Genomic DNA, 26,398 nt, shown 5'->3' with positions numbered 1-26,398 from the left:
TGTTTGCAGCGAATACAAAAGCCAGGCGATGCCTGGCTGTTAACGATGACTTACCGCAACGCGTTGGCAATCGCACTGAACATCAGTGAGGCTTCCAGCGGCTGTGCGCTAAACGACGGTTCGGCCTGCGGCCAGGTGGACCACTGAACGATCACCAGATTTTCCGCCTGGTTTACCATGATCATCTGCCCAAAGATCCCCAGCGCCCAGAGCGAGCCTTTCAGCGACTTATTCGCCGCGGGCACCACCTTCGTGGCCGTGACGGGCACTTCGTTGTTCCACCACTGATAGCCGTACAAGCCGGTCGGGTGTGCGTCAGAGACAGAGCCATCAGCCTGCGTCCAGCGTGAGGCGTCTTTCACCCAGTTGTCGGGCAGGAGCTGTTTACCGTTCGGTAGTGTGCCGTTATGCAGGATAAATTCCCCGAAGCGTCCCCAGTCTTCCAGCGTGGCGTTAAAGCCATGCGCGCCGACATCATGCTGACCTTTACGGTAGGCATGCCATACACCGTCGCTCGCCATGCCGTACGGCTGCCAGATGCTCTTCTCAAGATAGGCGGCCAGGGTCATGCCCGTTACACGCTCAAGCACGTCACCCAACAGCCAGGCGCCACCGGAGGAGTAAGACCAGTGCTGGCCTGCCGGGTGTTCGCGTTTCAGCCCCGACACCAGCTTACGCACGCAGTCATAGGTGCCTGGTTTCGCTTCACACTCGGTGAGCTGCGCGAAATCGGAGGCGGAATTAGTGTAGTCTTCGTTCCATGCCACGCCGGAGGTGTGGGTGATCAGCTGTTTTAACGTCACGCCGTCCCAGGCGGTGCCTTTCAGGTCTGGCTCGTATTGCGTGACCCGGTCGTCGAGTGAGCGAATTTTTCCCTCTTTGAGAGCCACGCCAACCAGCGTTGAGACCACGGATTTCCCGACCGAACGGGAGGTCCAGAGCGTCGTATCCGTATTGCCTTCGCCGAGATATTTCCACGCGATTTTGCCGTCTTTCAGTACCAGCATGCCGCTCACGTTCTGACGTTTCAGGTAGTCCTGCAGGTTATAGGTCTTGCCGTTGACCTGATAGCGGGCGTCAGTGAGCGGTTTCTCTGCGCTGAGCAGCGGCGTGGCGTTGCCGTGATGGAACACATCTCCCGCGTAGTTGCGGTAGTCATTCCGAAAGCCGACCACGCGATCCGCCTGGCTCCAGGTGAGCATCTTGTGCGTGTCAGGAAGCTGTTTGTCGAACGGAGCAGGGCAGGTGTTCAGGTCAGTACCGTCGCAGGCAGCCAGCGCGACAGGCGCAAACAGACCGCTGCACAGGCTAATTACAACGCCCGCCAGCAGCGTGCGGTTCAGTGAAGGACAATTCATCATTTTTCTCGCTGTGATTAGGAACGCCTTCAGTTTAAGAACCCGCGGCTTATAATAAAAAACGCGTAATGGGGGAAATTCCCCCCGAAAACTGAATGGAGAGTGGCGTGTCGACGGTAATTTATTCCTTTGCCCAACTGGAAGCGTTTACCGCCGTGGTGGAATACGGTGGCCTGGCAAAAGCGGCGATGAAGCTCGGGAAAGATCGTACGACGCTGCGCGACCTGATTGATTTTCTCGAAGATGGATTAGGGTACAGGCTGTTTGTGCGTGAAGGACGCACGCTGCGTCTGACCCCTGAGGGCGAGCAGCTGCAACGGCAGGCGCACCTGCTGATGCGCCAGGTGAAAGCCTTTGAGGCATTTGCCAGCGCGGTGCCGGAGCGTGCTACGCAGGACATCACGCTGGTTTACGATCCCTTTACCTCGAGGCCATTTTTGCAGGCGCTGATTGGCGAGATGGCGAAGCGACATTTACGTCTGAGCCTGGTCAGCGCCTCCCGGGATGAGGCTGAAGCGATGCTGGCCAGCGGGCAGGCGGATCTGGGCATTTGCCAGGCACGTAATCGCAGTGTGGGTAATGAAATGGAGTGGCGGGCGCTCGGGGCGATCGATATGGATTTCTACGCCTGCAACACGCTGTTCGCTGAAGCCACGCAGCCGCTGTCGCTGCTTGAGTTGTCGCTGGTGCCGCAGGTGATTATGCACGCCGCCTCGGATGAGCCGGTGGCGCGTCGTCTGCAAATTTCGGGGCACACCCTTTTCACCAATGAGCTGGAGATGTTGCGGGGCCTGCTGGAGCAGGGATGCGGCTGGGGATTTTTACCGACGCATTTCCAGCCGACCGGGTGGAAAAAGGTAAAAAGGCTGCACACCGAAGTGGGCAGCCAGGGGATAAGTCAGACGATGGTGACCATCTGGAAGCCGGGAAGCAACAAGCGAGAGAGGATCGCTGAAACGCTGTCGCTGTTACCGGCGTTGTGGAAAAACTCAGCGCTGTGAACACCCATTGCACTGCTGATTCTGGATCTGCTGGAAGAAGTCGTTACCCTTGTCATCCACCAGGATAAACGCCGGGAAGTTTTCCACTTCGATTTTCCAGATGGCTTCCATACCCAGCTCAGGATAGGCCACGCACTCCAGACGCTTGATGCTGTTTTGTGCCAGTACCGCCGCCGGGCCGCCGATGCTGCCGAGGTAGAAACCGCCGTGCTTATGACAGGCATCGGTCACCTGCTGGCTACGGTTGCCTTTCGCCAGCATGATCATGCTCGCACCGTGAGACTGCAGCAGGTCGACGTACGAATCCATCCGTCCTGCCGTGGTTGGGCCGAGAGAGCCTGATGCATAGCCTTCCGGAGTCTTGGCCGGGCCTGCGTAGTAGATTGGATGGTCTTTGACGTACTGCGGCAGTTCTTCACCGTTGTCGAGCAGCTCTTTCAGCTTCGCGTGGGCAATGTCGCGCGCCACGATGATGGTGCCGTTCAGTGACAGGCGGGTTGAGACCGGGTGCGCAGAAAGCTGGGCCAGGATCTCCTTCATCGGCTTATTCAGATTGATGCTGACCACGTCGCCTTCACCCTGTTGACGCAGGGATTCAGGAATATACTGGCCCGGATTGTGCTCCAGTTTTTCAATCCAGATACCGTCGCGGTTGATTTTGGCTTTGATGTTGCGGTCAGCGGAGCAGGAGACGCCCATGCCGATTGGGCAGGAGGCGCCGTGGCGCGGCAGACGGATCACGCGGATATCATGGGCGAAGTATTTCCCGCCAAACTGCGCGCCCAGGCCGAGGTTCTGTGCTTCCTGAAGCAGTTCCTGTTCGAGCTGAACATCACGGAACGCCTGACCGTGTTCGTTGCCTTCGGTGGGCAGCGCGTCGTAATAGCGCGTTGAGGCGAGCTTAACGGTTTTCAGCGTCGCTTCAGCCGACGTTCCCCCAATCACGAAGGCAATATGGTAAGGCGGGCAGGCCGCGGTACCCAGGGTACGCATTTTCTCAACCAGGTAGTTTTTCAGCTTCGCCGGGGTAATCAGCGCTTTGGTTTCCTGATAGAGATAGGTTTTATTCGCGGAACCGCCGCCTTTTGCCATGCACAGGAATTTATACTCGTCCCCGTCGACGCTGTAGAGATCGATCTGCGCAGGCAGGTTAGTGCCGGTATTGACCTCTTTATACATATCCAGCGCGGCATTCTGGGAATAACGCAGATTATCTTCGATGTAGGTGTTATAGACACCCTGACTCAGCGCGGCTTCGTCACCGCCACCGGTCCAGACGTGCTGGCCTTTTTTACCCATGATGATCGCCGTACCGGTATCCTGGCAGGTGGGCAGCACGCCTTTGGCCGCAATTTCAGAGTTGCGCAGGAACTGCAGGGCAACGTATTTATCATTTTCGCTGGCTTGTGGGTCGTTAAGAATAGCGGCAACCTGTTTCTGATGCGAAGGGCGCAGCATAAAGGCGGCATCGTGGAAGGCCTGCTGTGCCAGCAGCGTCAGCGCTTCGGGTTCCACTTTCAGGATCTCCTGACCCTCAAATTCGGCAACAGAGACGTGTTCTTTGGTCAGCAGATAGTATTCGGTATCGTCGTGTGCAAGAGGGAAGGGGTTCTGGTAGTAAAACGGTTTGTTTGACATAGCGTATTGCTCCAAAAAAATAAAACCGCCGGAGGGGTAGTCCGGCGGTCAGGGATCAGAACATCATGGACATCCACGGATAACCAATCAGCAGCAGGGCCGCCAGGAAGATGGCACCAAAGATGGTGCCGAGGCGCCAGTAGTCTTTGGTTGGCAGGTAGCCGCTACCGTAGTAGATAGGGCTAGGGCCGGTACCGTAAGGGGTGATAATCCCCATGACACCCAGGGAGGTCACCATCAGCAGGACGAACACCTCCATATTCATGCCCGGAATGGTAGAGGCGATGGTCAGCATCGCTGGCAGCAGCGCCGTGGTGTGTGCGGTGGTGCTGGCAAACAGGTAGTGCAGCAGGTAGAACGCCAGCAACAGTACGATGGTGGCAACACCCGGCGAGATACCGCTCATCAGCAGACCGCCTTCTTTACCCAGCCAGCTAATAAAGCCCGTGGAGGAGAGGCCATCCGCTAGCGCAACCAGAGTGGCGAACCAGACGAAGGTGTTCCAGGCGGCTTTATTCCCGGTGATATCGTTCCACTCCAGCACCCCGGTCCACAGCATCAGACCCACGATTAACAGTGCAGCCATCGCCGGTTCAATCCACGCGGCGGCGAAGATCCACATCAGCAGCGCGCAGCAGACGAAAATCAGCAGCAGGATTTCGTTACGGGACAGTTTGCCCAGTTTTTCCAGTTCACGGGTCGCCCACAGTGGCACTTCGTTGTTCACTTTAACTTCAGGCGGGTAGAACCAGTAGGCCAGCAGCGGCATGGTCAGAATCAGCAGCACGCCCAGCGGCAGGAATGCGATAAACCAGGTGCCCCAGGAGATGTCGATCCCCACGGTGCTTTTCACCAGCGCCAGCGCCAGCAGGTTCGGTGCGAGGGCAGACAGGAACATTGAGCTGGTAATACAGGCCGCGGTGATCGCCACCCACATCAGGTAAGAACCAATTTTACGCGCGCTTGGATCGTTCGGTTTTGAACCATACAGCGGCGGCAGGTTAGCGATAATCGGATAGATGGTCCCGCCGCTACGCGCGGTGTTGGAAGGTGTAAACGGTGCCAGCAGCAGGTCCGCGAAGGTGATAGCGTAACCGAGCGTCAGGCTGCGACGACCCAGATATTTCACCAGAATCAGCGCCAGACGGCGGCCGAAGCGGGTTTTGTCATAGCCTGCGGCAAACATGAAGGCACCGAAAATCAGCCATACGGTAGAGTTACCAAAACCGCTCACGGCCCATTTAAAGGAGGCACCCGCCAGTTTGAATTTCGGGTCGGCCAATTGTTCCGGGCTGAACAACACCCACTGGCTGCAGAGCGCAATCGCCACGACGCCGGTCAGGCCAATGACCGCGCCTGGCAGCGGTTCGAAGATCAAACCGACAATCACGCCGACAAAGATAGCGAAGTAGTGCCACGCGTAAGGAGGAAGCCCTTCCGGGACCGGAACAAACAGTAACAGCACGGCAACGACAATGGGCAATGCCATCATTAGCAGACGTTTTGCCTTTCCGTTGGATGCTTGACTCGCCACAGGGGGCGTTACAGCAGTTTTTGTATTCATAGTTTCGCGTCTTAAGTTGTCAGGAATTCGGTTATGCGCTGAAATATTCATTTGCTTTCTTTAGTTTGTTTTTATTTTCTTTAGTTACCAAAGGTGCGCATTTGCTATTTCAGTAATAGCGACTTAACGCATTTTTGATGCGCTAAATTAAAAATTGATGATATTTATATATTGCGCCTTTGACTGTCTCGATGCTTGATCGCGATCAAAAAAATAGAGTTGCGGTGGTGTTTTTGTTCAGTTGATAATAACCACTCTGGCGTATGTGGGTATTATTTATTTTGATATGGATTTTACTCAATGTTGTTAACATTTCAAATAACCATTTTCATATAACTCTTTGTTTTTAATGGTTTGTTTTTGTCTCTTGGGATCGTGAAAAGGTCATTGATACGTTAACGGTGTTTAAAGGATTGTGAATGGAGTAATTAATATTGCTAACACCAATGTGTTATTAATGTTATTGAAGGGATTAAATAGTTTTTTAACTAACGTAATAGCTTTAGAAACTAAAAAAATCATTATATTAGTATTATGACATCGGAATAAAAAATCGAAATAAAACTGAGCCCGATAACGAATTCTTAATTTTAAAGTTTGGAGTTTCTATTATGAGCACTAACGAACGTATTCTAAGCCCCTTCACATTACCGAATGGTACCGAACTGAAAAACCGTTTGTTAATGGCCCCTATGACGACCTGTACCGGTTATTACGACGGTACGGTGACCAGCGAGCTGGTTGAGTACTATCGCGCCCGCTCAGGCAGTATTGGTACCATTATTGTTGAGTGCTGCTTTGTTGACGATCTCGGTCTCGCCTTCCCGGGTGCGATTGGCATAGATAACGACGAGAAAATCGCCGGGCTGGCGAAGATCGCTGAGGCGATTAAGTCCAAAGGCTCTAAAGCGCTGCTGCAGATCTACCACGGCGGCCGCATGGTTGATCCGAAACTGATCGGTGGCCGCACGCCGGTGGGGCCAAGTGCCGTTGCCGCGCCACGTGACGGCGCCGCCACGCCGGTTGCCCTGACGGGGGAAGAAGTCGAAGGGATGATCGGTAAGTTCGGTGAAGCAGTACGCCGTGCGATTCAGGCGGGTTTCGATGGCGTTGAAATCCATGGGGCCAACACCTATTTGATTCAGCAGTTCTACTCTCCAAACTCTAACCAGCGTGACGACGAGTGGGGTGGCAGCCGCGATAACCGCGCGAAATTCCCGCTGGCCGTGCTCGACATCACCCATAAAATGGTGCGCCAGTACGCCGATGACGCCTTTATCATCGGCTATCGCTTCTCCCCTGAAGAGCTGGAAGAGCCGGGCATCCGCTTTGAAGACACCATGTACCTGCTGGAAAAGCTGGCCGCGCGCGGTGTGGATTATCTGCACTTCTCCGTTGGCGCAACCCTGCGTCCTTCTATTGTCGACACGCAGGATCCGACCCCGCTTATCGAAAAATACCGCGCAATGCGTTCTGACACGCTGGCGCAGGTGCCGGTCATGGGCGTCGGTGGCGTGGTCAATGCCGCGGATGCGAACGAGGCGCTGGAACATGGCTACGATCTTATCGCCGTAGGCCGCGCGACCATCGCCTATCCGGATTGGACAGACCGCATCGCGGCGGGAGAAACGCTGGAACTGTTTATGGACAGCACCCGACGCGACGCGCTAAGCATCCCTGAGCCGCTGTGGCGTTTCTCGCTGGTGGAGGCGATGATCCGCGATATGAGCATGGGTGAATCGAAATTTAAACCGGGCATGTTTATTGAGAATGTTCGGGACGATAGCAACGAACTGGTGATTAACGTCAGCCTAGAGACCGACCGCATCGCCGACATTGAACTGGCTTCTGGCCCGACCCAGGACGTTGAGTTTGTCACCAGCTTCGAAGAGATCCGCACCCGTATTCTGGATGCAAACACCCCGCACGTGGATGCCATTACCGGTGCAACCAGCCAGAGTGAAGCGGTCAAAAAAGCGGTGTCTAAAGCCATGCTGAAATCCAGCAAAGCGCTGGCAGCCGAAGAGGGTGTCGACCCGAACGAGACCCGAAGCGTTGACGTTGTGGTGGTCGGTAGCGGTGGCGCGGGTCTGGCCGCAGCAATCCAGGCGCATGACGAAGGCGCAAGCGTGCTGATTGTCGAGAAAATGCCCTCCATCGGCGGTAACACCATTAAAGCGTCTGCGGGGATGAACGCCGCGGAAACACGCTTCCAGCGGGTGAAAGGAATTCAGGACAGCAAAGAGCTGTTCTATCAGGAAAGCCTGAAAGGCGGTAAAAACAAGAACAACCCGGAACTGTTGCGCCGCTTTGTGGAAAATGCCCCGCAGGCGATCGAGTGGCTGGCGACCCGCGGCATTATGCTCAACGACATCACCACCACCGGCGGGATGAGCATCGACCGTACTCACCGTCCAAAAGACGGTTCTGCGGTGGGCGGCTATCTGATTAGCGGCCTGGTGCGTAACGTCAACAAACGCAACATCGAGGTCATGCTCGATACGTCGGTCAGCGACATTCTCTTCGAGAACGGCGAAGTCACCGGCGTACGTCTGACCACGGAAGAAAACGAAACCCTTACCGTAGCAACCAAAAGCGTCATTGTGGCTACCGGTGGTTTCAGCGCCAATAGCCAGATGGTGGTGAAGTACCGTCCTGACCTGGAAGGTTTCGTGACCACCAACCACAAAGGGGCGACAGGGGGCGGTATCGCGCTGCTGGAGCGTATTGGCGCCGGTACGGTCGATATGGGGGAAATCCAGATCCACCCAACCGTTGAGCAGAAAACCTCGTACCTGATTTCCGAATCCATCCGCGGTGGCGGGGCGATTCTGGTGAACCAGCAGGGGAACCGTTTCTTCAACGAGATGGAAACCCGCGATAAAGTCTCTGCACAAATTATCGCCCTGCCGGAGAAATACGCTTACATCGTCTTTGATGAGCATGTCCGCGCCAAAAACAAAGCGGCAGATGAGTACATCGCCAAAGGGTTTGTCACCAGCGCCAGCTCACCTAAAGCGCTGGCTGAAGCCCTGGGTATGGATTACCACGCTTTCCTGGCGACCCTGGAGCGTTACAACGGCTTTGTTGAAAAACAGCACGATGACGATTTTGGCCGTACGACCGCGCTGCGTGCACCAATCAACGAAGGGCCATTTTATGCCATTCAGATTGCGCCGGGCGTGCACCACACCATGGGCGGTGTGACCATTAACACAGAAACCTGCGTACTGGACAGCAACCACAACGTGCTGCCAGGGGCATTTGCGGCCGGTGAAGTGGTCGGTGGTATCCACGGTGGTAACCGCATCGGGGGTAACGCGGTGGCAGATATCATTATTTTTGGTACGCTTGCCGGACATCAGGCGGCGATGCGCGCGAAAAGGGCGTAAGTCAGCCGTAAGGGTATGCCGGATACGCGCCGTGTATCCGGCATTTCAACCAGGGAGCTTGCACCATGTCTTCTGAACACCGCGTCTACAGTTACTCCGCCGTTCTGATGGGATCGCCCATTCTCCTGAAGCTTTTCTCTCATGATGAAGCCCTCGCTTCTCGCGTTTTTAGACTGATTAAACAGTATGAAGACCTGCTGACCGTCAACCGTGCCAGCTCGCAGGTGATGGATATCAACCATGCTGCCGGTCAGCATCCTGTCACCGTCAGTCGCCCGGTTTTTGAGCTTATCCGCTGTGCGAAAGCGGCAAGCCAGCTCAAGGACAGCGCATTTAACCTGGCCATCGGCCCGCTGGTGAAACGCTGGAAAATCGGTTTTCGGGGAGATAGCGTTCCGCCTGCCGATGAAATCGCGTCGTTGCTCGCCATTACCCATCCTGAGGATGTGGTCCTTGATGAGGCCAGCAGCAGCGTGTTCCTGACCCGGGCGGGCATGGAGATTGATCTGGGGGCCATCGCCAAAGGCTATATCGCCGACAGAGTGCGCGATTACCTGCGTAAAGAGGGCGCTCAACTGGGGCTTATTAATCTTGGCGGTAATATCCAGACGCTGGGTTCACCTGAAGGGGGCTGGAGCGTGGGGCTCAAAAAACCGTTCGCCGGGGAGGCGCTGATCGGTACGATGACCGTAGAGAACATGTCGGTGGTGACATCGGGTACCTACGAACGCTTTTTTGAGCAAAATGGCAGGCGTTATCACCACATACTTGACCCGCGTACCGGCTATCCGCTGGATAACGAACTGGACAGCGTCACCATCATTTCGAAAAACTCCATTGACGGTGATATCTGGACCACGCTGATGTACGGCATGGGCGTCAGTAAAGGCTGTTCAGCGCTGCGTGCACGACCCGACATTGAAGCAATCTTCGTGACCAAAACAAAAGAAGTGGTGCTCTCTTCAGCGCACCACTTCCATTTTACCTTGCTGGATAACAGCTACCGCGTTACTGACAGTACTGCTTGAGCAGTGCCGTCTGCTCGGGCTGCAGGCGATAGCGATACACCGGCCGCCCGGTGGCACCGTAGTGAATGCTGGTAAACAGAATGTTGATTTGCGCCAGCCAGATCAGGTATTTCCGACAGGACACGCGTGAAATATTGACCGCGTTTGCCAGATCATCGGTGGAAAACTCCGTCTCCGGGTGCGCATCAATCCACTGACAAATCGTACGCAGCGTTTGCGGCGTTAACCCTTTCGGCAGTTTTTTACTGTCCGCCAGTTCCGGCGCACCGCCGTGGATCAATCTGTCGACGTCGGCCTGCTCATAGTACTGATGCGATCCCATCAGGCTGTGCTTTGCCTTCCAGCCGTTCAGCGCCTCTTCAAAACGCGGGAACTGGAACGGTTTAATCAGATAATCCACCACACCGTAATGGATGGAGGTCTGGATGGTGGCGGCATCGGCGGCGGAGGAGATCATAATGACATCGATCGGCCGGCCTGAGGCACGGATGACGGGAAGGAGATCCAGCCCGTTATCCTGCTGCATATAGACATCCAGCAGCACCAGATCGACAGGCTGGCTGGGGTCGTTAATGATGGTCCTGGCCTGGTTGAGCGTGGAGGCGACGCCGCAGCAGCTAAAGCCTTCAACACGGTTGACATACAGACGGTTGAGGTCGGCCACCATGGCGTCATCATCGACAATTAACACATTTATCACGCGATATTCCTCTCGCTATCCCAGGGGATGTGAACAAAAAATTGGGTAAATACGCCAGGCTCAGACTCGACGGTAATCTCTCCGCCCAGGTTCTGGATCTGCTGACGAGCAAGGAACAGCCCAACGCCGCGATTTTCGCCTTTGGTTGAGAAGCCCTTTGTAAAAACAGCCTCGAGCTGAGCCGGATCAATACCGGGGCCATCGTCGCTGACTTCGCAACTGAGCCAGCCATTCTGATAATGTAGCAGCAGGCCAATTTCGCCTTCCTGCTGTCCTTCCATCGCGTCGAGCGCGTTTTCAATGAGGTTACCCAGCACGGTAATCAGCACCGCAACCTGCTCTTCGTTGGCGGTATCCGGTATCTGGCACTCATCGGCCAGCGTCAGGGCGATCCCTGCTTCCTTAGCCCGGTTGATTTTACCCAGCAGGAACCCGGCTATCACCGGAGATTTAACTTTGCTCTGAATGGTACCAATATCGGTCTGATAATTATGCGCCGTCTGGATGATGTACTCTTCAAGTTTGTCGTAGCGCTTCATATGCAGCAGACCGAGGATCACGTGCAGTTTGTTCATAAACTCGTGCGTATGGGAGCGCAGGGCATCGACATAATTGACCATGCCATCAATACGCTGCATCAGCTGGCTGATTTCCGTTTTATCGCGAAAAGTGGTGATGGCACCAATAACCCGCTCCTGGCTTTTAACAGGCACCATGTTGCACAGCAAGAGTCGCCCGTTGCAGCTGATCTCCTGATCCTTGCGTGCAATGCCACTCTTCGAGACTTCCCGCAGGCTTGCCAGCAGGGGAGCACTGGCATTTTCGGTCTGTTTGCCGGAAGGCAGAAGCAATATTTCTCTGGCGGTGTGGTTAATCATCGTCACCCGCCCCTGAATATCCACGGCCAGAACCCCTTCGCGAAGCGACTGCAGCATCGCCTGCCGCTGTTCGAACAGCGCAGAGATCTCATACGGCTCAAGGCCGAACAGGATACGTTTGAGCACGCGAACCAGACCCCAGATGGCCAGCGAGCTCATCAATATACTGAATAATATGGTCCAGACGGCGTTAAGCCGCCCACGGGCAATCTGATCTTCCACTTTTTTAAGGGAGATGCCGACCACCACCACGCCGATCTGCTCGTGCTGGCTATCAAAGACGGGAGTAAAGACGCGAAGCGCTTCCGCGAGGGCACCCCGGTTAACGGCGACATGCTCCTTTCCTTCCAGCGCGGGCGTCAGGTCATCGCCGATAAAGTGCAGACCTAACAGGGCTTCGTTCGGGTGCGAGTAACGAATACCGCGCATGTCGGTGACCACGGTGAAGAGCAGGTCGTTGCGCCTGGTGACCGCCTGGGCGATGGGCTGAATAATATCCGCCTGGGGAGCCTGCATCAGACCGCGTTGAATTTCGGGACTGTCGGCCAGCGTTCGCGCGATCCCAAGGGCCGTATCCTTAACATCATCGCGGGTGGCACGGGTGATTTGGACGGAATAGAGCGCAAATACCAACAGCAGCACAGAACCGATAATCGCGCACACCATTAACGTGACCAGGGTGTTCAGTTTCATGGGGCGCTTGCGCGTCAGGGGGAAGGGCTGCAAATCGCTCATCAAAACTCCGCGATGATTAAGAAAGGGGTAATTATCGCCGATGACGCGCATTTCTTAAAGCCATGTAAAGGCATGGATTCGGTCCTCTTTTCGTGACCCTCCTCGCAGGTCACCTGTCTAAAACACTTTATAGTGTAGGGGTACTCATAATAAGGAGGTTGTTTATGAGCATTACGCTTACCGGTTCGGTCAAGGAAAGACGGCACGCCAGCACGATGAATATCGATAGATTGTCCACGCTGGACATGCTGAAAGTCATTCACCAGGATGATGCCCTCATCTCCGCTGCAATAACCCCATGTTTAACAACGATCGCCCGCGTGGTGGATAACGCCGCTGCGACCCTGAGTCACGGTGGTCGTCTGGTCATTGTTGGCGCCGGCTCGTCAGGCCGTGTCGCGCAGCAGGCAGCCGATGATTATGCCCCGGGAAAAACGCCTGTGATCGCCATAACGGCGGGAGAGGAGGCGGGCAGCTACGAGCGCGGTGTCGCTGACCTGCAGGCCATCAAATTTGGTGAACAGGATATGATGCTGGCGGTCACCGTCAGCGGCAAAACACCGTGGGTCTGGGGCGCGATGCGCCATGCGTGGTCGTTGGGTTCCCCGGTCGCGGCTATTTCGGATGACGCGCAAAGTGAAGCCGCGCAGCTGGCGAGCATGGTGATTGCCCCGGAGCTTGGCGCGGACGCGATCGCGGGTTATATCAATACCAAAGCCGGGATCGCACAAAAAATGATCCTGACCATGATAACCACCGGCCTGGCGGTTCGAACCGGACGCGTGTTCAGCAACCTGCGCGTGGATCTGGACGCCAGCAACACCAAATGGTCTGAACGGCAAATTGCCATCGTCATGGAAGCGGGGGGATGCACCCGGTCAGCGGCGAAAGCCGCGCTGGAGAGCTGCAACCATAACTGTAAAACAGCGGTGCTGATGGTGCTGACAGGGCTGGATGCCTGGAAGGCGCATGAACTGCTGGCGCAGAACAACGGCTTTATTCGTCTGGCACTGCAGGAAGCTCCGTAACATTTCTCTGTTGAATAAAAAAAGCCCGCGATGCGGGCTTTTATCATAGTGGGAAGTTAGAACTGGTACGTCATACCTACGCCAACGATGTCATCTGTAGAGATGCCGTTTGCTTCGTAGAAGCTTTCGTCGTTGTCCAGCATGTTGATTTTGTAATCAACATAGGTGGAGAAGTTTTTGTTAAAGCTGTAGGTCATACCGACGTCGATATAGTTAACCAGATCCATGTCGCCATGCTGGCCCTGTGGGTTACCCGCATTGCCAAGATAAGTCATGTCCTTGCCTTTGGAGTAAACCCATGCCAGGGACGGACGCAGGCCGAAGTCGAACTGGTATTGTGCCACGGCTTCAAAGTTCTGCGTCTCATCCGCAATCCCGGTATCGCCATATGGCGTCATATTACGGGTTTGCGCATACATCATCGCCAGATAAACGCTGTTGGCATCATATTTCGCGCCAACGGTCCACACTTCCGCAGTCTTCCCGCCGGCGAAACGTGCGCTGTCTTGTATACCCTTCGCTTCCTGCTCATTGGTACGGTCAGAAGAGGAGTAGGCCGCGCCTAAGGTCAGGCCAGACAGATCGCCGGAGAAATCATAGCTAGTGGACATACCGAAGCCGTCACCGTTCTGGAAACGCACGTCGTCATGACCGTTCTTGGTCCCTTCCTGATCTTCTGTTGCGTCCTGACCTTCGTTTGCCCCCTGATACTGCAGCGCAAAATTCAGACCCTCAACCAGGCCGAAGAAATCGGCATTACGGTAGGTCGCCACACCGTTTGCACGGCCGACCATGAAGTTGTCGGTCCAGGTATAAGAATCGCCCCCAAATACGGGCAGCATATCGGTCCAGGCTTCAACATCATACACGACGCCGTAATTACGACCGTAATCGAATGAACCGTATTCGCCATATTTCAGGCCAGCGTACGCCAGACGGTTAAATGAAGTATCACCGGCACTTTCGGTATTATTGGCGTAAGTTTTATATTCCCACTGGCCATAACCAATAACATCGTTAGTGATTTGTGTTTCGCCTTTGAAACCAATTTGTACATAGGTTTCATCGCCATCATCCCCAGGGTGGTCAGAGAAGGTATGACGCGCATCGATCTTACCGTACAGATCAACTTTATTGCCGTTTTTGTTATACATTTCAGCTGCATGTGCTGCGCCAGCCATTAATAATGCGGGTACGAGAATTGCCAGAACTTTTCTTTTCATTATATATTCCCTTTAAAGATAATTAATATGAATATATGTAATCACTCTCTGTCATTACAGAATTGATACTATTCTACGCAATGTCATTTTGGTTCAAAAATAAATGTAATTAAAATCGTAGAAATATTGCAAAACATTTCTATCTGTCGCTTTATTTTTCTGGTGAATTAGAGTTTAGAATATATAGAAATAAATTATCATTAAGTATTTAGCGGCAGTATTATTTAATATCTCCAATTGATATTAAATATATTTCCTCGGGAATGCAGGGTACACGCGTCCCTGTCAGGACAAGCCGTGATAGCGGCGGGGAAAGTTGCTATTGTAGCCGTTTTAACAACAGGACGTGATGATGGAACTTACGCAGTGGCAGTCTCGCTTTGAGCGTTGGCTCGATGAAAACCACGCGACCCACGACGCTGCGCATGATATTTCGCACTTTCGTCGTGTCTGGATGACGGCGCAAAAAATCATGGCGAACCAGGCGGTCGATTCACTGGTGGTACTGACCGCCTGTTATTTCCATGACATTGTCAGCCTGCCGAAAAACCATCCCCAACGCAGCCAGTCATCACGTCTGGCTGCCAGCAAGACGCTCGACATTCTGCGTCGCGATTTTCCGGATTTCGCCTCTGAACGCTATGCAGCCGTGGAGCATGCCATTGAAGCGCACAGTTTTAGCGCCGGTATCGCGCCGCACAGTCTTGAAGCCAAAATTGTTCAGGATGCTGACCGGCTGGAAGCGCTTGGTGCTATTGGTCTTGCGCGCGTCTTTGCGGTATCGGGGGCGCTGGGCGTGGCGCTCTTTAACGCTGAAGACCCGTTTGCCGACGCGCGCACCCTTAATGACCGCGTCTTTGCCCTCGACCATTTTCAGACCAAGCTGCTGCGCTTGCCTGATACAATGCACACAGACGTGGGGCGCGAACTTGCGCAACACAACGCCGATTTTCTCATCCAGTTTATGGCGAAATTAAGTGCCGAATTACAGGGCGACTGCCTGGGGCTGGATACCCAGGTGCTGAGCCGCTTCCGTCGCAGTTTGAGCGAGTGAACTGTGGTAATCTGTTTCCAGTCTTTATTCTCCGGTTAAAAGAATGCAGGAAAATCGATCAGTGAGTGAGCCCGCGCCAGAGCAGGCTGAGAAATCAACGGCAACGGTGCAGGCTTTATTGCGCCAGCTGCTGGATATCTATGATGCTAAAACGCTGGCGAATCAGCTGGTGGCGCACGGTGAGAGCCACTGGAGTCCGGCAATCCTGAAGAGACTGCTGACCAGCGAGCGGGCAGGGCAGCGTCTGAGTGAGGGCGAGTTTCGTTACCTGCAAAACCTGCTTCCGCGTCCTTCAGCCGCACACCCGAACTATGCCTTCCGTTTTATCGATCTGTTTGCCGGCATTGGCGGCATTCGACACGGGTTTGAGGCCATTGGCGGGCAGTGTGTGTTTACCAGCGAGTGGAACAAACATGCGGTCCGTACCTACAAAGCCAACTGGTACTGCGATCCCCATGAACACCGTTTCAACGCCGATATCCGTGATGTTACGCTGAGCCACAAAAGCGGCGTGAGTGATGAAGAGGCGGCTGAGCACATTCGCCAGTCAATTCCGGCCCATGATGTCCTGCTGGCGGGCTTCCCGTGCCAGCCTTTCTCGCTGGCCGGCGTGTCGAAAAAGAATGCCCTCGGACGCGCCCACGGTTTTGCCTGCGATACGCAAGGCACGCTGTTCTTTGATGTTGTCCGCATTATCGATGCCCGTCGTCCGGCGATTTTCGTGCTGGAGAACGTCAAGAATCTCAAGAGCCATGACGGCGGAAAGACCTTCCGCATTATCATGCAAACGCTCGATGAGCTGGGGTATGACGTAGCGGACGCTCAGCATATGGGCGCGGATGACCCGAAAATCATCGACGGTAAGCATTTCCTGCCGCAGCACCGCGAACGCATTGTGCTGGTTGGTTTTCGCCGCGACCTCAACCTGAAGGGGGATTTTACCCTGCGGGATATTCCCTCTTTATATCCTGCGCGTCGCCCAACCGTGGCCGACCTGCTGGAGCCTGTTGTCGACGCGAAATTTATCCTCACCCCGGTGCTGTGGAAATACCTTTACCGCTATGCGAAAAAACACCAGGCCAAAGGCAACGGTTTTGGCTTCGGGATGGTTAATCCGAACGATCCGCACTGTGTGACGCGCACGTTGTCCGCTCGCTACTATAAAGATGGCGCAGAGATCCTGATCGACCGGGGCTGGGATAAAGCGCTGGGGGAGAAAGATTTTGACGATCCCGATAACCAGCGTCACCGTCCGCGCCGCTTAACGCCGCGTGAATGCGCTCGGCTGATGGGGTTTGAGACCCCGCAGGGTTACACCTTCCGTATTCCGGTGTCGGACACCCAGGCTTATCGGCAGTTTGGTAACTCGGTGGTCGTTCCCGCGTTTGCGGCGGTGGCAAAACTGCTGGCCTCCCGCATCAGACAGGCCGTGGCGTTACGTGAGAGTGAGGCCGTCAATGACGGATGTTCACGATAAGGCGACGCGCAGTAAAAACATGCGTGCCATCGGCACGCGTGATACCGCCATTGAAAAGCGGCTAGCCGGGCTGCTGACCGAGGCGGGGTTTGATTTCCGCGTGCAGGATGCCGCGCTTGCGGGCCGTCCGGATTTCGTTATCGATGCGTATCAATGCATCATCTTTACCCACGGCTGTTTCTGGCATCACCACGACTGCTACCTGTTTAAGGTTCCCGCGACGCGTACGGATTTCTGGCTGGAGAAGATTGGCAAGAACGTCGCGCGGGACAACCGTGACCTTAGCACGCTTCTCGCGCAGGGCTGGCGGGTGTTGATTGTCTGGGAGTGCGCGCTGCGCGGCAGATTAAGACGTACCGATGCCGACCTGACAGAACGGCTGGAAGAGTGGATCTGCGGCGGCGGGCAGGCCGCGCAGATCGACACCCAGGGTATTCACCCGCTTACGGTTTCTCCACCTCACACGGCGTAACAACCGGCTTCGCAGGAAGCAGATATTTCCCCAGCGTTACCAGCACAACGGCAAAGACAATCACGCCCAGCGCCAGCCATTCCACGGGAGATAACGTTTCGCCGGCAAAGCTGGTGCCCAGTAGTACGGCAACCACCGGGTTCACGTAAGCGTAGCTGGTCGCGATCGCCGGCGAGACATTGCGGATCAAGAACATATAGGCGTTAATGGCGATGACAGAGCCAAATAATGCCAGGTAACCCACGGCCAGGAAGCCCGAAAGGTCCGGCATGGCTGTCAGTTTTTCGCCCGTCAGCGTTGAGGCAATCAGCAGCACAATTCCCGCCGCGAGCATTTCAATCGCGCCCGCCATCATGCCGGTCGGTAGCTCAATTCGTGAACCGTATACCGACCCAAATGCCCAGCTCATGGAGCCGATCAGGATAATCACTGCGCCCCACGGATTTCCGCTCAGGTTACCGCCGCTGTTGAGCAGGATGATCCCGGCAAGCCCGATCCCAATCCCTACCCACTCGAGCTTGCGGGTGCGGATGCCGAAAAGACGGCTAAAGCACAGGGTAAACAGCGGGACGGTCGCGACCACGACGGCGGCGATTCCGGACGGCACGTTCTGGTGCTCGGCGACCGTCACAAACCCATTCCCTATGGCCAGCAGCAGCAGGCCAATCAGAGCGGCATTGAGCATCGGGCGAAGCGGAGGCAGCTTATGGCCCCGTAACAGCAGGAAGGCCATCAGTAACACGCCCGCCGAGAGAAAGCGTACGCCCGCCATCATGAGCGGCGGCCAGCTCTCCACGCCGATACGAATGACAAAGTAGGTGGAACCCCAGATGATATACAGCGAAAAAAGTGCCCCAATGAGCGGTAGCAGTTGCCGGAAACGCATAATCCCTCGCGACAAAATGAAAAGGTCGCTGACAGTAAACGCCAAAACTATCGGCCTGGCGAGCGCTTTAATTGTGTAGTTGATGTGAATTTTTTGTTGACGCGAGGTGCCTGTTTCCGGGTTTACACTTTTGCTCCATACTATTCACTTAATTACCAAAAAAAGAAGGAATGAGATTTTGGCAGGAAGTAGCTTATTAACATTACTGGATGATATTGCCACCTTACTGGATGACATTTCGGTGATGGGAAAACTGGCGGCGAAGAAAACCGCCGGGGTTCTGGGAGACGATTTATCGCTCAACGCCCAGCAGGTGAGTGGCGTTCGGGCCAACCGTGAATTACCGGTGGTATGGGGCGTAGCGAAAGGCTCATTCCTGAATAAGGTGATCCTGGTGCCGCTTGCGCTGCTGATCAGCGCGTTTATCCCATGGGCGATCACGCCGTTGCTGATGATTGGCGGCGCATTTTTATGCTTCGAAGGCGCTGAGAAGATCCTGCACTCGTTCGCCGCACGTAAGAACAGCGACACGCCGGAAATGCGCCAGCAGCGTCTTGAGGCGCTGGCCGCGCAGGATCCTAAAACCTTCGAGCGTGATAAGGTGAAAGGTGCCATTCGTACCGACTTTATTCTGTCGGCGGAGATCGTGGCCATTACGTTAGGTATTGTCTCTGAAGCACCGCTTCTGAACCAGGTCCTGATCCTCTCCGGGATCGCCATTCTGGTCACGGTGGGGGTGTACGGGCTGGTGGGGCTTATCGTTAAGCTGGATGATATCGGCTACTGGCTGGAAGAAAAATCGAGCGCTATCGCCAAAGGTATCGGTAAAAGCCTGCTGGTGACCGCGCCCTGGCTGATGAAGAGCCTGTCAGTGGTTGGTACGCTGGCGATGTTCCTTGTCGGAGGCGGTATTGTGGTTCACGGTATCGCGCCGCTGCATCATGCTATTGAACATTTCGCCTCGGCGCAGGGCAGCATAGTGGCGGCAATTCTGCCCACGCTGCTTAATCTTGTGCTGGGCTTTATCATTGGCATTATCGTGGTTGGGGCCGTAAAACTGGTCGAAAAAATCCGCGGAACGTCGCACTAATTGTTACCTGTTGCGGGGTGCAAAAAGATCATTCCTCGTCTAAATTGAAAACGTTTCACCCTGATACAGGAGGCAGGTATGGTCTTTTTGGTCAGTGATGAAGTTAAGCCTAAGAAGGGCGGCCCACGTATGATTGTCACCGGGTATTCCAGCGGTATGGTGGAATGCCGGTGGCACGACGGTTATAGCATCAAGCGGGAAGCGTTCCGTGAAGATGAGCTTCAGCCGGGAGACGGGCAGCGCAAGCGAGACAAGGCTTAATGACATAACGCCCGGCTTTGCCGGGCGTTTTTACCTTCCGTATCCGGCGTCGGGCAGTAATCAGGGAGTGTGTGTGCAGCGCGAGACCTTTGTTGTAAGACGATCTTTTCTGCAATGGCTGCATATGCGTAGCAATCCGGGGTTGATTGTTAATCTCTGTTTTCTCATCGTACTGATATTTTCCACGCTCCTGACCTGGCGAGAGGTGGTGGTACTGGAAGATGCGTATATCTCCAGCCAGCGTAATCATCTGGAAACGGTAGCCACTTCGCTGGACCGGCAGTTACAGTACAGCGTGGATAAAATGCTGTTTTTCCGAAAAAGCATGCGTGATGCCATCCAGACGCCGCTGGCCTTTGATGTCCTGTATGAAGCGATTTCACGCTTTAACGCCTTTCGCACGCGCCCCAGCTGGCAGCTCGCCGTTGATAAAAAACGCACTCTCCCCATTAACGGCGTGTCGGATGCGTTCGTCGAAAAAACCACGCTGTTGAATCGTGACCCTGAGCGTATCAGCAATGAAATTTCTGCCGCCCTCGAAGTGGGGTATTTACTCCGACTGGCGTCCTCGGTGGGGCAAAGTGAAGAGCGGGTTATCTATGCGTCTCGCGCCGGGTTTTACCTTGCGACGGACACGCCTGAACAGACGAGTGATATTAGCCAGCGCTATTACTATCTGGTTACCCAGCCGTGGTTTACCCAGCAGTCTGAACGTAACAATCGCGCTCGCGCGGTGCGCTGGTTTATCTCCAGCCCGTCGCCCTGGACCGGTGGTGAACGGATGATCACGGCCAGCGTACCGATCTATTTTGACCATTACTGGTATGGCGTTGTGGCGATGGATTTCTCATTGAAGACCATGAAACATCTGCTGGAAGAGGCAACGCAAGAGCGTACAGAGGGGGAATATCAGCTGTACGACACCCGGCTGAATATGATTGCCACGTCAGAAGAGACCGGTAGTCTGGTGAACCGGTTTGACGAACGCGAAACGGCGCAGATAGCGCACGCGATTGAGAACGATACCGGCGGGGGGATCCGCCTCGGAAGCCGCTTTATCAGCTGGGAGCGGCTCGATCACTTCGATGGTGTGATTTTACGCGTTCATACCCTGCATGAAGGCGTGAAGGGGGACTTCGGCAGTATCAGTATCGTGCTGGCGCTGCTCTGGGCACTCTTCACCGCCATGCTTCTTATCTCGTGGCTGGTTATCCGTCGGATGGTCAGCAATATGTATACGCTTCAGCACTCTTTGCAGTGGCAGGCCTGGCACGATCCGCTCACCCGCCTGAATAACCGTGGTGCCCTGTTTGAGCGTGCCAAAATGCTGTCGGAAAAATGTCGGCAGCAGTCGCTGCCGTTCTCGGTGATTCAAATCGATCTCGACCATTTTAAAAGCATTAACGATCGCTTTGGCCATCAGGCCGGGGACAAAGTGCTTTCCCATGCCGCGGGCCTGATTGGCAGCGCACTGCGCAAGAATGATGTTGCCGGACGCGTGGGTGGGGAAGAGTTCTGCGTGGTACTGCCCGGCAGCGGGCTTGAAGAGGCGAGGGGGATTGCGGAACGCATTCGCTCACGCATCAACAGTAAAGAGATCCTGGTGAAAAAGAGTACCACCGTGCGTATCAGTGCCTCACTGGGGGTAAGTAGCGCCCAGGAAAAGGACAATTACGATTTCGAACAGTTGCAGTCAGTGGCGGATGCCCGGTTGTATCAGGCCAAGCAGTGCGGGCGCAACCGGGTGTTCTGGCACGATCAGGATAAGAAGTGATCCAGCCCCTCCTGCCAGCCCACGGGTCCGGGCTGTTGCGTGTGGTACACCCGGGCGGGGTTATCGTCACGTAACGTGATGCCCTGCCGGTTAATACCCTTGATCACCACGGCGTAGTCCACGCTGTCCAGCAGCGGGGCATCATTTGGACCATCGCCAAGCCCCAGGGTAACCGGCACAATGCCTTCCCGCTCACGGTACTGCTCAATCAGCCAGTCAACCGCAACATCTTTACCGCAGCGAGCATCCAGAACATGCCAGAAGCGGGCTCCCTGCAGGCATTTCAGGCCGCACTGCGCCAGCGCCTCGTCAAATTGCGCCATTTTTTCATCGCTGTCGCGCCAGATGAGCGTGACGGAGGCTTCGTGTCGGCGCGCGAGGGTCGAACGATAGCGCGTCAGCCCCGTCCACTCGCTGATAACCCGTTCGTCGACGTCATCAAAGGTGGTGAATTTAAAGCCCCGCTGCTGGCGAATCTGGTCGATCAGCGGGCGAATGTCGCGGTGCGTCATCCCCCTGATGTGGCGTTGACCTGTCTCCCAGCGCACGTCGGGCTGAATCACCGCGCCATTCTCAGCTATGAAGGGTAACCCCTCCAGACCCAGATCCTGCTGGATATCCAGCATTTCTGCCGCGGTCTTGCTGCTGCAGAGAATAACCGGCACCTGATTATCCAGGAGGGTGTCCAGCCAGGGCATGGCCGGTTGCCACTCGTACGTATGAATATCGAGCAACGAGCCGTCGAGATCGGAAAAGATCAGCAGGCTATCCTGCAGTGAAGGCATAACGACTCCTGATAACTGACAAACTGCCACCTAAGAATATTCCTAAAAAAATTCCTAACGCTTAAGTGAGGCAAAAGGGTATCTCTCCTGCCAAACCCGCATGCGGCGCATGTTGTCCCTCATAACTAAATTTATTATGTACCAAATATTATATTCGCCATGAGAATATATGCTTGTCATACAAAATGGTTGAGGATAGTGTTTTGTGTACATCAGATTTCCTGGTGTAACGAATTTTCAAGTGCTTCTTGCATAAGCAAGTTTTGATCCCGGCCATCCCCATGACCGGGATTTTTTTCGTCCTAACGATTTGCTTCAGACACGCTAAAATCGTGTATATCAAGCTCGAAGGCCTCCGCCAGTTCACGGTAGGTGTGATAATCCCTTCCGTTCACAATGACCCTGTCTGAATTGTCGTCCGAACGACGGACTTCTGACTCACTGATCTCATTGATGGCGGCCAGCAGGGCATCGACATCCACCTCAACCTCACGTTTGATGGTGTCGCTGTACTCTTTGTCGGTCTTCATTACGGGGTACCTCATTTTGCCGTCTCCAACCGTAAGTATAGACTGCGCACAAAAACGCCATTCACACCGGGCAGCGATGCCAGTTAAGGCGTTTTGTTCTACACTGGCTCAAAACCAGAGGAGGAACGTATGAAGGTCAACGATCGGGTAACCGTTAAAACGGACGGTGGACCGCGCCGCCCGGGTGTGGTCCTGGCAATTGAAGAGTTTAGTGAAGGCACGATGTACCTGGTATCACTTGAAGACTACCCGCTCGGCATCTGGTTTTTTAACGAACTGGGACACCCGGATGGCATCTTTGTAGAGAAGGCGCAATAGCATGGCGTCGGGTGGCGACTGGCGCGCCCGACACTGTCCACAGAAGCAAAAATCTCTGGCCAGGCCAGAGATCAAAGGTAGGGTGCAAAGGGTTTTTTTAGCGACTAACGCATGTTGACGAAAATCCCGTTCGTCACATTATCGGTGAGGCGTACCACGTGATAGATCACTTGCTTATTATGCGTTTTAATTTTCCTTTTAATATTTCCTTTATGTGACGAAACGGTTTTGGCTTTAATATTCATCTGGTCTGAGATCTGAATAGTCCCTTGGCCTGCCATCCACATTCGCAGCATGCTTGATTCAGTCCTGCTTAATGATAGGGTGGGTAAGTTAACCGCTCCTACATTTTTAACTTCTTTATTCAAATAATCACCCAGAATGTCATCCAGCGACTCTGGTTTAATCGATTTAGAACTGATCAATAAATTTTTGCGAACCAACAAATACTCATCGAAATGGATATTCGCGATCGCCATAAAAACAATAAACAGGGTTTTTGGATGCTGATTAATGATTTGCTTAATGTGCTGACTGTTGGCTGGATCGTGAATGAAACAGTCCTCATTAATAAACACCACGCCTGGTTTAAGTTCGTCACAAGCGGCTGCGAGTTCGTCAACGGTGTGTGCATCGTTGATGTCTCTCTTTCTTACCCCTCTGCTTGCCAGGTACCCGGTTAACCCTAGCCGGGTGTAGCTGCATAAATCCATAATGATCGTTGACATGGCATACCCTCACTCAATGCGTAACGATAATTCACCATCTGCCTGAGAGCTCATAACAGCCATACGGGATGGAAAAAATTAATAAACCTGTGAGCATGACAAAGACTTTCAGGCGGACTCACTATCCCGTAAAGTTACGTATAATTTGCCAGGAATCTTCTTAAAGTAAAGTAAATATTAAGTATTGTGAGGTGGTTAGAAACAATTAAACCGCGTCAGATATATCCTGGAAGATGTTTTTCACGTTTTATTTTAGGAATATCCTCAGAAAGACAATATCAACTGTGAGGGCTATTATTTACGCGGTAGCTCACTGACAATATCTGCTAACAGATTGAATATCTCGCCGAATAAGTGCTCACAGAAGGGGGCGATAAGGGGCATCAGTAATGACATTAATAAAATACCGACCGTCAGCGTCAGCGGAAAACCAATGACGAACACTGAGAGCTGCGGTGCCATTCGGTTGAGTAAGCCTAAGGCGAGGTTCACGGTCAGCAGCAGGGTGATGATCGGCAGCGCCAGCATCAGGCCGTTCAGGAAAACAAGCCCGGCCGCACGCGTAAGCGCCAGAAACGCGTTGCTGTTCACCGGGTTTTCCCCAATCGGCAGCGTATGGAAAGTATCCACCAGCATGGAGATGAGCCACAGATGGCCGTTAAACGACAGGAACAGCAACATGGCGAGCAGATCGATAATGCGCGCCAGCACCGGCATGTTGAGGTGGCTACCGGGATCCACAAACGTGGCGAATGATAAACCCATTTGCAGGCCAATCAGTTCGCCGGCGGTCCGCACGGCCGCGAAGGCAAGCTGCATGGTAAAGCCTACGGCCACGCCAATCATCACCTGTTGCAGTGCAACCCACACCGCTTTCGCCGAGAAGATCGGAATATCCACGGGCGGGAGAGAAGGGGCGACGATAATGGTGATGATGATGCCCAGCCCCACTTTGACGCGCTTGGGTATCGTTTTCTCACTGAGAATGGGGGCCGTTGTAATCAGCGCCAGGATACGCAGCATCGGCCAGAAATAGACGCCAAGCCATTGAACCCACTGGTCACTGGTGAAGTGCAGCATCGTCGGGTCAGCCGATGATGTACGGCAGATTGGTAAACAGGTTGCGCATATAGTCCAGCAACAGGTTCAGCATCCACGGCCCGGCAACGATAATCGCCACGAACACGGCGATGATTTTTGGGATAAATGACAGCGTCATTTCGTTAATCTGCGTGGCGGCCTGCAGGATACTGATAATCAGACCGGTCACCAGCGCGACAAGCAGTAACGGCGCGGCAACGGCTATCGCGATTTTCATCGCTTCCGTGCCCATCATCATGACCGATTCTGGCGTCATTACGGCTCCTTAACTGTAGAAACTCTGCGCCAGCGAACTGACCAGCAGTTGCCAGCCATCGACCAGGACAAAGAGCATGATCTTAAAGGGCAGGGCAATGGTGGCCGGGGGCACCATCATCATCCCGAGCGCCATCAGAACGCTGGCGATCACCAGATCGATAATCAGGAACGGAATAAAGATGGTAAAGCCAATCTGAAAGGCCGTTTTCAGCTCACTGGTGACATACGCAGGCAGCAGAATACGCATCGGAACGGCTTCCGGTCCCTGAAGCTCGCCGGTATTGGACAGGCGGGCGAAGAGTGCCAGGTCCGCTTCCCGGGTCTGGCGGAGCATAAACTCCCGCAGCGGCTGAGCCCCTTTATCGAGCGCCTCCTGCATGGAGATTTTATCTTCGCTAAACGGCTGGTATGCGTCGGTATAAATCTTGTCGATAACCGGCGACATAATGAAAAAGGTTAAAAACAGCGCCAGACCCAGCAGTACCTGGTTAGGCGGCGCGGACGGGGTGCCCAGCGCATTGCGCAGCAGGCCAAAGACGATGATGATTCGGGTGAAGCTGGTCATCATCAGCAGGATCGCCGGAATAAACGTCAGCGAGGTGATGAAAACCAGCGTCTGCACCGGCAGCGACCAGCTTTGCCCGCCGCCTGCAAGAGGGGTTGAGACCAGACCGGGCAGTTGCGCGTAAACCGCAGGGGCAAACAGGCCGACGCCCGCAAGCGTAAGGGATAACAAACGGCGCATCAGGATCTCCCGGAACGCTTAAGCAAACTCTTCATGACGGACTGGAAATCCGCAGGGACTTCTGCGCGCTCGTCACCCGTTGCCGGGGCTGGCGGCAGTTTATGCAAGACGTTGATGCTGGAGGCAGTCACGCCCAGCACCAGCCGTGCATCTTCCACATCGACAACGACCACGCGCTCGCGTGGCCCCAGTGTCGTGCTGGCGCTGACCTTCAGACCGCGGGTGCCGGCGGTTTTACCCGCCAGGCCGAAGCGCTTCGCCAGCCATGCGGCGATAAGAATAAAGGCAATAATACCGAGCAACGCGCCACTCACCTGGAGCAGCGGAGAGCCGGGAACGGCAGAGGGCTGTGATATTGTTGCCTGGGTTTTCAT

The 26,398-nt window shown here is 54.4% G+C and carries 24 protein-coding genes and 1 pseudogene; 11 read left to right on the top strand and 14 right to left on the bottom strand.

Features of this window, described 5'->3' with window-relative positions:
- Nucleotides 1-50: 50 nt before the first annotated feature.
- Nucleotides 51-1,358 (bottom strand): serine hydrolase domain-containing protein, encoded by a 1,308-nt coding sequence (locus HV242_RS14320; RefSeq protein WP_063858317.1) that lies wholly within the window; start codon nucleotides 1,356-1,358, stop codon nucleotides 51-53.
- Between the two features lie 95 nt (nucleotides 1,359-1,453).
- Between HV242_RS14320 and HV242_RS14315 the strand changes: the two genes are divergently transcribed.
- Complete coding sequence (locus HV242_RS14315; protein ID WP_050737025.1) at nucleotides 1,454-2,359, top strand: LysR family transcriptional regulator; 906 nt, start codon at nucleotides 1,454-1,456, stop codon at nucleotides 2,357-2,359.
- Here HV242_RS14315 and fumA read toward each other — a convergent pair.
- On the bottom strand, nucleotides 2,348-3,997 hold the full coding sequence (fumA, locus tag HV242_RS14310) for a class I fumarate hydratase FumA (protein ID WP_050737024.1): 1,650 nt from the start codon (nucleotides 3,995-3,997) through the stop codon (nucleotides 2,348-2,350). The two genes, HV242_RS14315 and fumA, sit on opposite strands and share 12 nt — an antisense overlap.
- Nucleotides 3,998-4,052: 55 nt before the next feature.
- Nucleotides 4,053-5,561, bottom strand: coding sequence for an anion permease (locus tag HV242_RS14305; RefSeq protein ID WP_072126457.1), 1,509 nt, complete (start codon nucleotides 5,559-5,561; stop codon nucleotides 4,053-4,055).
- A gap of 611 nt (nucleotides 5,562-6,172) precedes the next feature.
- On the opposite strand from HV242_RS14305, the gene HV242_RS14300 reads away from it, so the two are divergent.
- Entirely contained in the window at nucleotides 6,173-8,953 is a 2,781-nt protein-coding gene (locus HV242_RS14300; protein ID WP_050737023.1) for a flavocytochrome c, read from the top strand.
- Nucleotides 8,954-9,018: 65 nt separating this feature from the next.
- A complete protein-coding gene (locus HV242_RS14295; RefSeq protein WP_050737022.1) occupies nucleotides 9,019-9,981 on the top strand; it encodes an FAD:protein FMN transferase in 963 nt (320 codons plus the stop codon).
- Here HV242_RS14295 and dcuR read toward each other — a convergent pair.
- Nucleotides 9,962-10,681 carry a two-component system response regulator DcuR gene (dcuR, locus tag HV242_RS14290; protein ID WP_050737021.1) on the bottom strand — a complete coding sequence of 240 codons (720 nt, stop codon included), beginning with the start codon at nucleotides 10,679-10,681 and terminating at the stop codon, nucleotides 9,962-9,964. The two genes, HV242_RS14295 and dcuR, sit on opposite strands and share 20 nt — an antisense overlap.
- Nucleotides 10,678-12,294, bottom strand: a complete 1,617-nt coding sequence (locus tag HV242_RS14285; RefSeq protein WP_050737020.1) for a sensor histidine kinase — start codon at nucleotides 12,292-12,294, stop codon at nucleotides 10,678-10,680. The genes dcuR and HV242_RS14285 overlap by 4 nt, the downstream gene beginning before the upstream one ends.
- 164 nt (nucleotides 12,295-12,458) lie before the next feature.
- Between HV242_RS14285 and HV242_RS14280 the strand changes: the two genes are divergently transcribed.
- On the top strand, nucleotides 12,459-13,322 hold the full coding sequence (locus HV242_RS14280) for an N-acetylmuramic acid 6-phosphate etherase (RefSeq protein WP_050737019.1): 864 nt from the start codon (nucleotides 12,459-12,461) through the stop codon (nucleotides 13,320-13,322).
- Between the two features lie 56 nt (nucleotides 13,323-13,378).
- On the opposite strand, the gene ompC is transcribed toward HV242_RS14280, so the two are convergent.
- Nucleotides 13,379-14,545, bottom strand: coding sequence for a porin OmpC (gene ompC / locus HV242_RS14275; protein WP_050737018.1), 1,167 nt, complete (start codon nucleotides 14,543-14,545; stop codon nucleotides 13,379-13,381).
- A gap of 352 nt (nucleotides 14,546-14,897) precedes the next feature.
- Between ompC and HV242_RS14270 the strand changes: the two genes are divergently transcribed.
- The 3 genes from HV242_RS14270 (at nucleotide 14,898) to HV242_RS14260 (ending at nucleotide 17,548) form a co-directional block, all read left to right on the top strand.
- Nucleotides 14,898-15,599 (top strand): phosphohydrolase, encoded by a 702-nt coding sequence (locus HV242_RS14270; protein ID WP_050737017.1) that lies wholly within the window; start codon nucleotides 14,898-14,900, stop codon nucleotides 15,597-15,599.
- Between the two features lie 61 nt (nucleotides 15,600-15,660).
- On the top strand, nucleotides 15,661-17,076 hold the full coding sequence (locus tag HV242_RS14265) for a DNA cytosine methyltransferase (protein ID WP_050737016.1): 1,416 nt from the start codon (nucleotides 15,661-15,663) through the stop codon (nucleotides 17,074-17,076).
- On the top strand, nucleotides 17,057-17,548 hold the full coding sequence (locus HV242_RS14260) for a very short patch repair endonuclease (RefSeq protein ID WP_050737015.1): 492 nt from the start codon (nucleotides 17,057-17,059) through the stop codon (nucleotides 17,546-17,548). The genes HV242_RS14265 and HV242_RS14260 overlap by 20 nt, the downstream gene beginning before the upstream one ends.
- On the opposite strand, the gene yedA is transcribed toward HV242_RS14260, so the two are convergent.
- Nucleotides 17,520-18,434: a drug/metabolite exporter YedA gene (yedA, locus tag HV242_RS14255; RefSeq protein ID WP_020883329.1), complete on the bottom strand. Its 915-nt coding sequence runs from the start codon at nucleotides 18,432-18,434 to the stop codon at nucleotides 17,520-17,522. The two genes, HV242_RS14260 and yedA, sit on opposite strands and share 29 nt — an antisense overlap.
- 178 nt (nucleotides 18,435-18,612) lie before the next feature.
- Between yedA and HV242_RS14250 the strand changes: the two genes are divergently transcribed.
- The 3 genes from HV242_RS14250 (at nucleotide 18,613) to dgcQ (ending at nucleotide 21,559) form a co-directional block, all read left to right on the top strand.
- Nucleotides 18,613-19,524: a DUF808 domain-containing protein gene (locus HV242_RS14250; protein WP_020883330.1), complete on the top strand. Its 912-nt coding sequence runs from the start codon at nucleotides 18,613-18,615 to the stop codon at nucleotides 19,522-19,524.
- Between the two features lie 78 nt (nucleotides 19,525-19,602).
- The gene (locus HV242_RS14245) at nucleotides 19,603-19,785 is read left to right on the top strand and encodes a YodC family protein (protein ID WP_014170745.1); all 183 of its coding nucleotides are present in this window, start codon (nucleotides 19,603-19,605) and stop codon (nucleotides 19,783-19,785) included.
- 73 nt (nucleotides 19,786-19,858) lie between these two features.
- Nucleotides 19,859-21,559, top strand: coding sequence for a cellulose biosynthesis regulator diguanylate cyclase DgcQ (gene dgcQ / locus HV242_RS14240; protein WP_044867762.1), 1,701 nt, complete (start codon nucleotides 19,859-19,861; stop codon nucleotides 21,557-21,559).
- On the opposite strand, the gene HV242_RS14235 is transcribed toward dgcQ, so the two are convergent.
- Together HV242_RS14235 and yodD are read right to left on the bottom strand one after the other, a co-directional pair.
- Nucleotides 21,544-22,344, bottom strand: a complete 801-nt coding sequence (locus tag HV242_RS14235; RefSeq protein WP_063858310.1) for a mannosyl-3-phosphoglycerate phosphatase-related protein — start codon at nucleotides 22,342-22,344, stop codon at nucleotides 21,544-21,546. The genes dgcQ and HV242_RS14235 overlap by 16 nt on opposite strands.
- A gap of 302 nt (nucleotides 22,345-22,646) precedes the next feature.
- Nucleotides 22,647-22,874: a YodD family peroxide/acid resistance protein gene (yodD, locus tag HV242_RS14230; protein ID WP_008500310.1), complete on the bottom strand. Its 228-nt coding sequence runs from the start codon at nucleotides 22,872-22,874 to the stop codon at nucleotides 22,647-22,649.
- A gap of 129 nt (nucleotides 22,875-23,003) precedes the next feature.
- Between yodD and dsrB the strand changes: the two genes are divergently transcribed.
- On the top strand, nucleotides 23,004-23,192 hold the full coding sequence (dsrB, locus tag HV242_RS14225; RefSeq protein WP_020883333.1) for a protein DsrB: 189 nt from the start codon (nucleotides 23,004-23,006) through the stop codon (nucleotides 23,190-23,192).
- 104 nt (nucleotides 23,193-23,296) lie between these two features.
- Here dsrB and rcsA read toward each other — a convergent pair whose 3' ends face one another.
- The 5 genes and pseudogenes from rcsA to fliO all read right to left on the bottom strand — a co-directional run bounded on the left by rcsA (nucleotide 23,297) and on the right by fliO (nucleotide 26,398).
- Complete coding sequence (gene rcsA, locus HV242_RS14220) at nucleotides 23,297-23,920, bottom strand: transcriptional regulator RcsA (RefSeq protein WP_008500313.1); 624 nt, start codon at nucleotides 23,918-23,920, stop codon at nucleotides 23,297-23,299.
- Nucleotides 23,921-24,198: 278 nt separating this feature from the next.
- Nucleotides 24,199-25,000: pseudogene (fliR, locus tag HV242_RS14215) on the bottom strand (flagellar biosynthetic protein FliR).
- A gap of 7 nt (nucleotides 25,001-25,007) precedes the next feature.
- On the bottom strand, nucleotides 25,008-25,277 hold the full coding sequence (gene fliQ / locus HV242_RS14210; RefSeq protein ID WP_008500315.1) for a flagellar biosynthesis protein FliQ: 270 nt from the start codon (nucleotides 25,275-25,277) through the stop codon (nucleotides 25,008-25,010).
- Between the two features lie 9 nt (nucleotides 25,278-25,286).
- Nucleotides 25,287-26,024 carry a flagellar type III secretion system pore protein FliP gene (fliP, locus tag HV242_RS14205; RefSeq protein WP_008500316.1) on the bottom strand — a complete coding sequence of 246 codons (738 nt, stop codon included), beginning with the start codon at nucleotides 26,022-26,024 and terminating at the stop codon, nucleotides 25,287-25,289.
- Entirely contained in the window at nucleotides 26,024-26,398 is a 375-nt protein-coding gene (fliO, locus tag HV242_RS14200) for a flagellar biosynthetic protein FliO (RefSeq protein WP_025203802.1), read from the bottom strand. The genes fliP and fliO overlap by 1 nt, the downstream gene beginning before the upstream one ends.

The sequence above is a fragment of the Enterobacter sp. RHBSTW-00593 genome, assembly GCF_013784105.1.
GTDB lineage: Bacteria > Pseudomonadota > Gammaproteobacteria > Enterobacterales > Enterobacteriaceae > Enterobacter > Enterobacter ludwigii.
Note: the sequence above shows the minus strand (reverse complement) of the source record. Positions and strands in the feature narration are given on the sequence as shown.

Excerpts from the sequence above, each read along its gene's own strand:
- dsrB (WP_020883333.1), top strand. The coding sequence starts at position 23,004 with ATGAAGGTCAACGATCGGGTAACCGTTAAAACGGACGGTGGACCGCGC.
- fliQ (WP_008500315.1), bottom strand. The coding sequence starts at position 25,277 with ATGACGCCAGAATCGGTCATGATGATGGGCACGGAAGCGATGAAAATC.
- yodD (WP_008500310.1), bottom strand. The coding sequence starts at position 22,874 with ATGAAGACCGACAAAGAGTACAGCGACACCATCAAACGTGAGGTTGAG.
- HV242_RS14320 (WP_063858317.1), bottom strand. The coding sequence starts at position 1,358 with ATGAATTGTCCTTCACTGAACCGCACGCTGCTGGCGGGCGTTGTAATT.
- HV242_RS14235 (WP_063858310.1), bottom strand. The coding sequence starts at position 22,344 with ATGCCTTCACTGCAGGATAGCCTGCTGATCTTTTCCGATCTCGACGGC.
- HV242_RS14295 (WP_050737022.1), top strand. The coding sequence starts at position 9,019 with ATGTCTTCTGAACACCGCGTCTACAGTTACTCCGCCGTTCTGATGGGA.
- HV242_RS14315 (WP_050737025.1), top strand. The coding sequence starts at position 1,454 with ATGGAGAGTGGCGTGTCGACGGTAATTTATTCCTTTGCCCAACTGGAA.
- ompC (WP_050737018.1), bottom strand. The coding sequence starts at position 14,545 with ATGAAAAGAAAAGTTCTGGCAATTCTCGTACCCGCATTATTAATGGCT.
- fliP (WP_008500316.1), bottom strand. The coding sequence starts at position 26,024 with ATGCGCCGTTTGTTATCCCTTACGCTTGCGGGCGTCGGCCTGTTTGCC.
- HV242_RS14280 (WP_050737019.1), top strand. The coding sequence starts at position 12,459 with ATGAGCATTACGCTTACCGGTTCGGTCAAGGAAAGACGGCACGCCAGC.
- HV242_RS14260 (WP_050737015.1), top strand. The coding sequence starts at position 17,057 with ATGACGGATGTTCACGATAAGGCGACGCGCAGTAAAAACATGCGTGCC.
- HV242_RS14245 (WP_014170745.1), top strand. The coding sequence starts at position 19,603 with ATGGTCTTTTTGGTCAGTGATGAAGTTAAGCCTAAGAAGGGCGGCCCA.
- fumA (WP_050737024.1), bottom strand. The coding sequence starts at position 3,997 with ATGTCAAACAAACCGTTTTACTACCAGAACCCCTTCCCTCTTGCACAC.
- fliO (WP_025203802.1), bottom strand. The coding sequence starts at position 26,398 with ATGAAAACCCAGGCAACAATATCACAGCCCTCTGCCGTTCCCGGCTCT.
- HV242_RS14270 (WP_050737017.1), top strand. The coding sequence starts at position 14,898 with ATGGAACTTACGCAGTGGCAGTCTCGCTTTGAGCGTTGGCTCGATGAA.
- yedA (WP_020883329.1), bottom strand. The coding sequence starts at position 18,434 with ATGCGTTTCCGGCAACTGCTACCGCTCATTGGGGCACTTTTTTCGCTG.
- HV242_RS14285 (WP_050737020.1), bottom strand. The coding sequence starts at position 12,294 with ATGAGCGATTTGCAGCCCTTCCCCCTGACGCGCAAGCGCCCCATGAAA.
- rcsA (WP_008500313.1), bottom strand. The coding sequence starts at position 23,920 with ATGTCAACGATCATTATGGATTTATGCAGCTACACCCGGCTAGGGTTA.
- HV242_RS14305 (WP_072126457.1), bottom strand. The coding sequence starts at position 5,561 with ATGAATACAAAAACTGCTGTAACGCCCCCTGTGGCGAGTCAAGCATCC.
- HV242_RS14300 (WP_050737023.1), top strand. The coding sequence starts at position 6,173 with ATGAGCACTAACGAACGTATTCTAAGCCCCTTCACATTACCGAATGGT.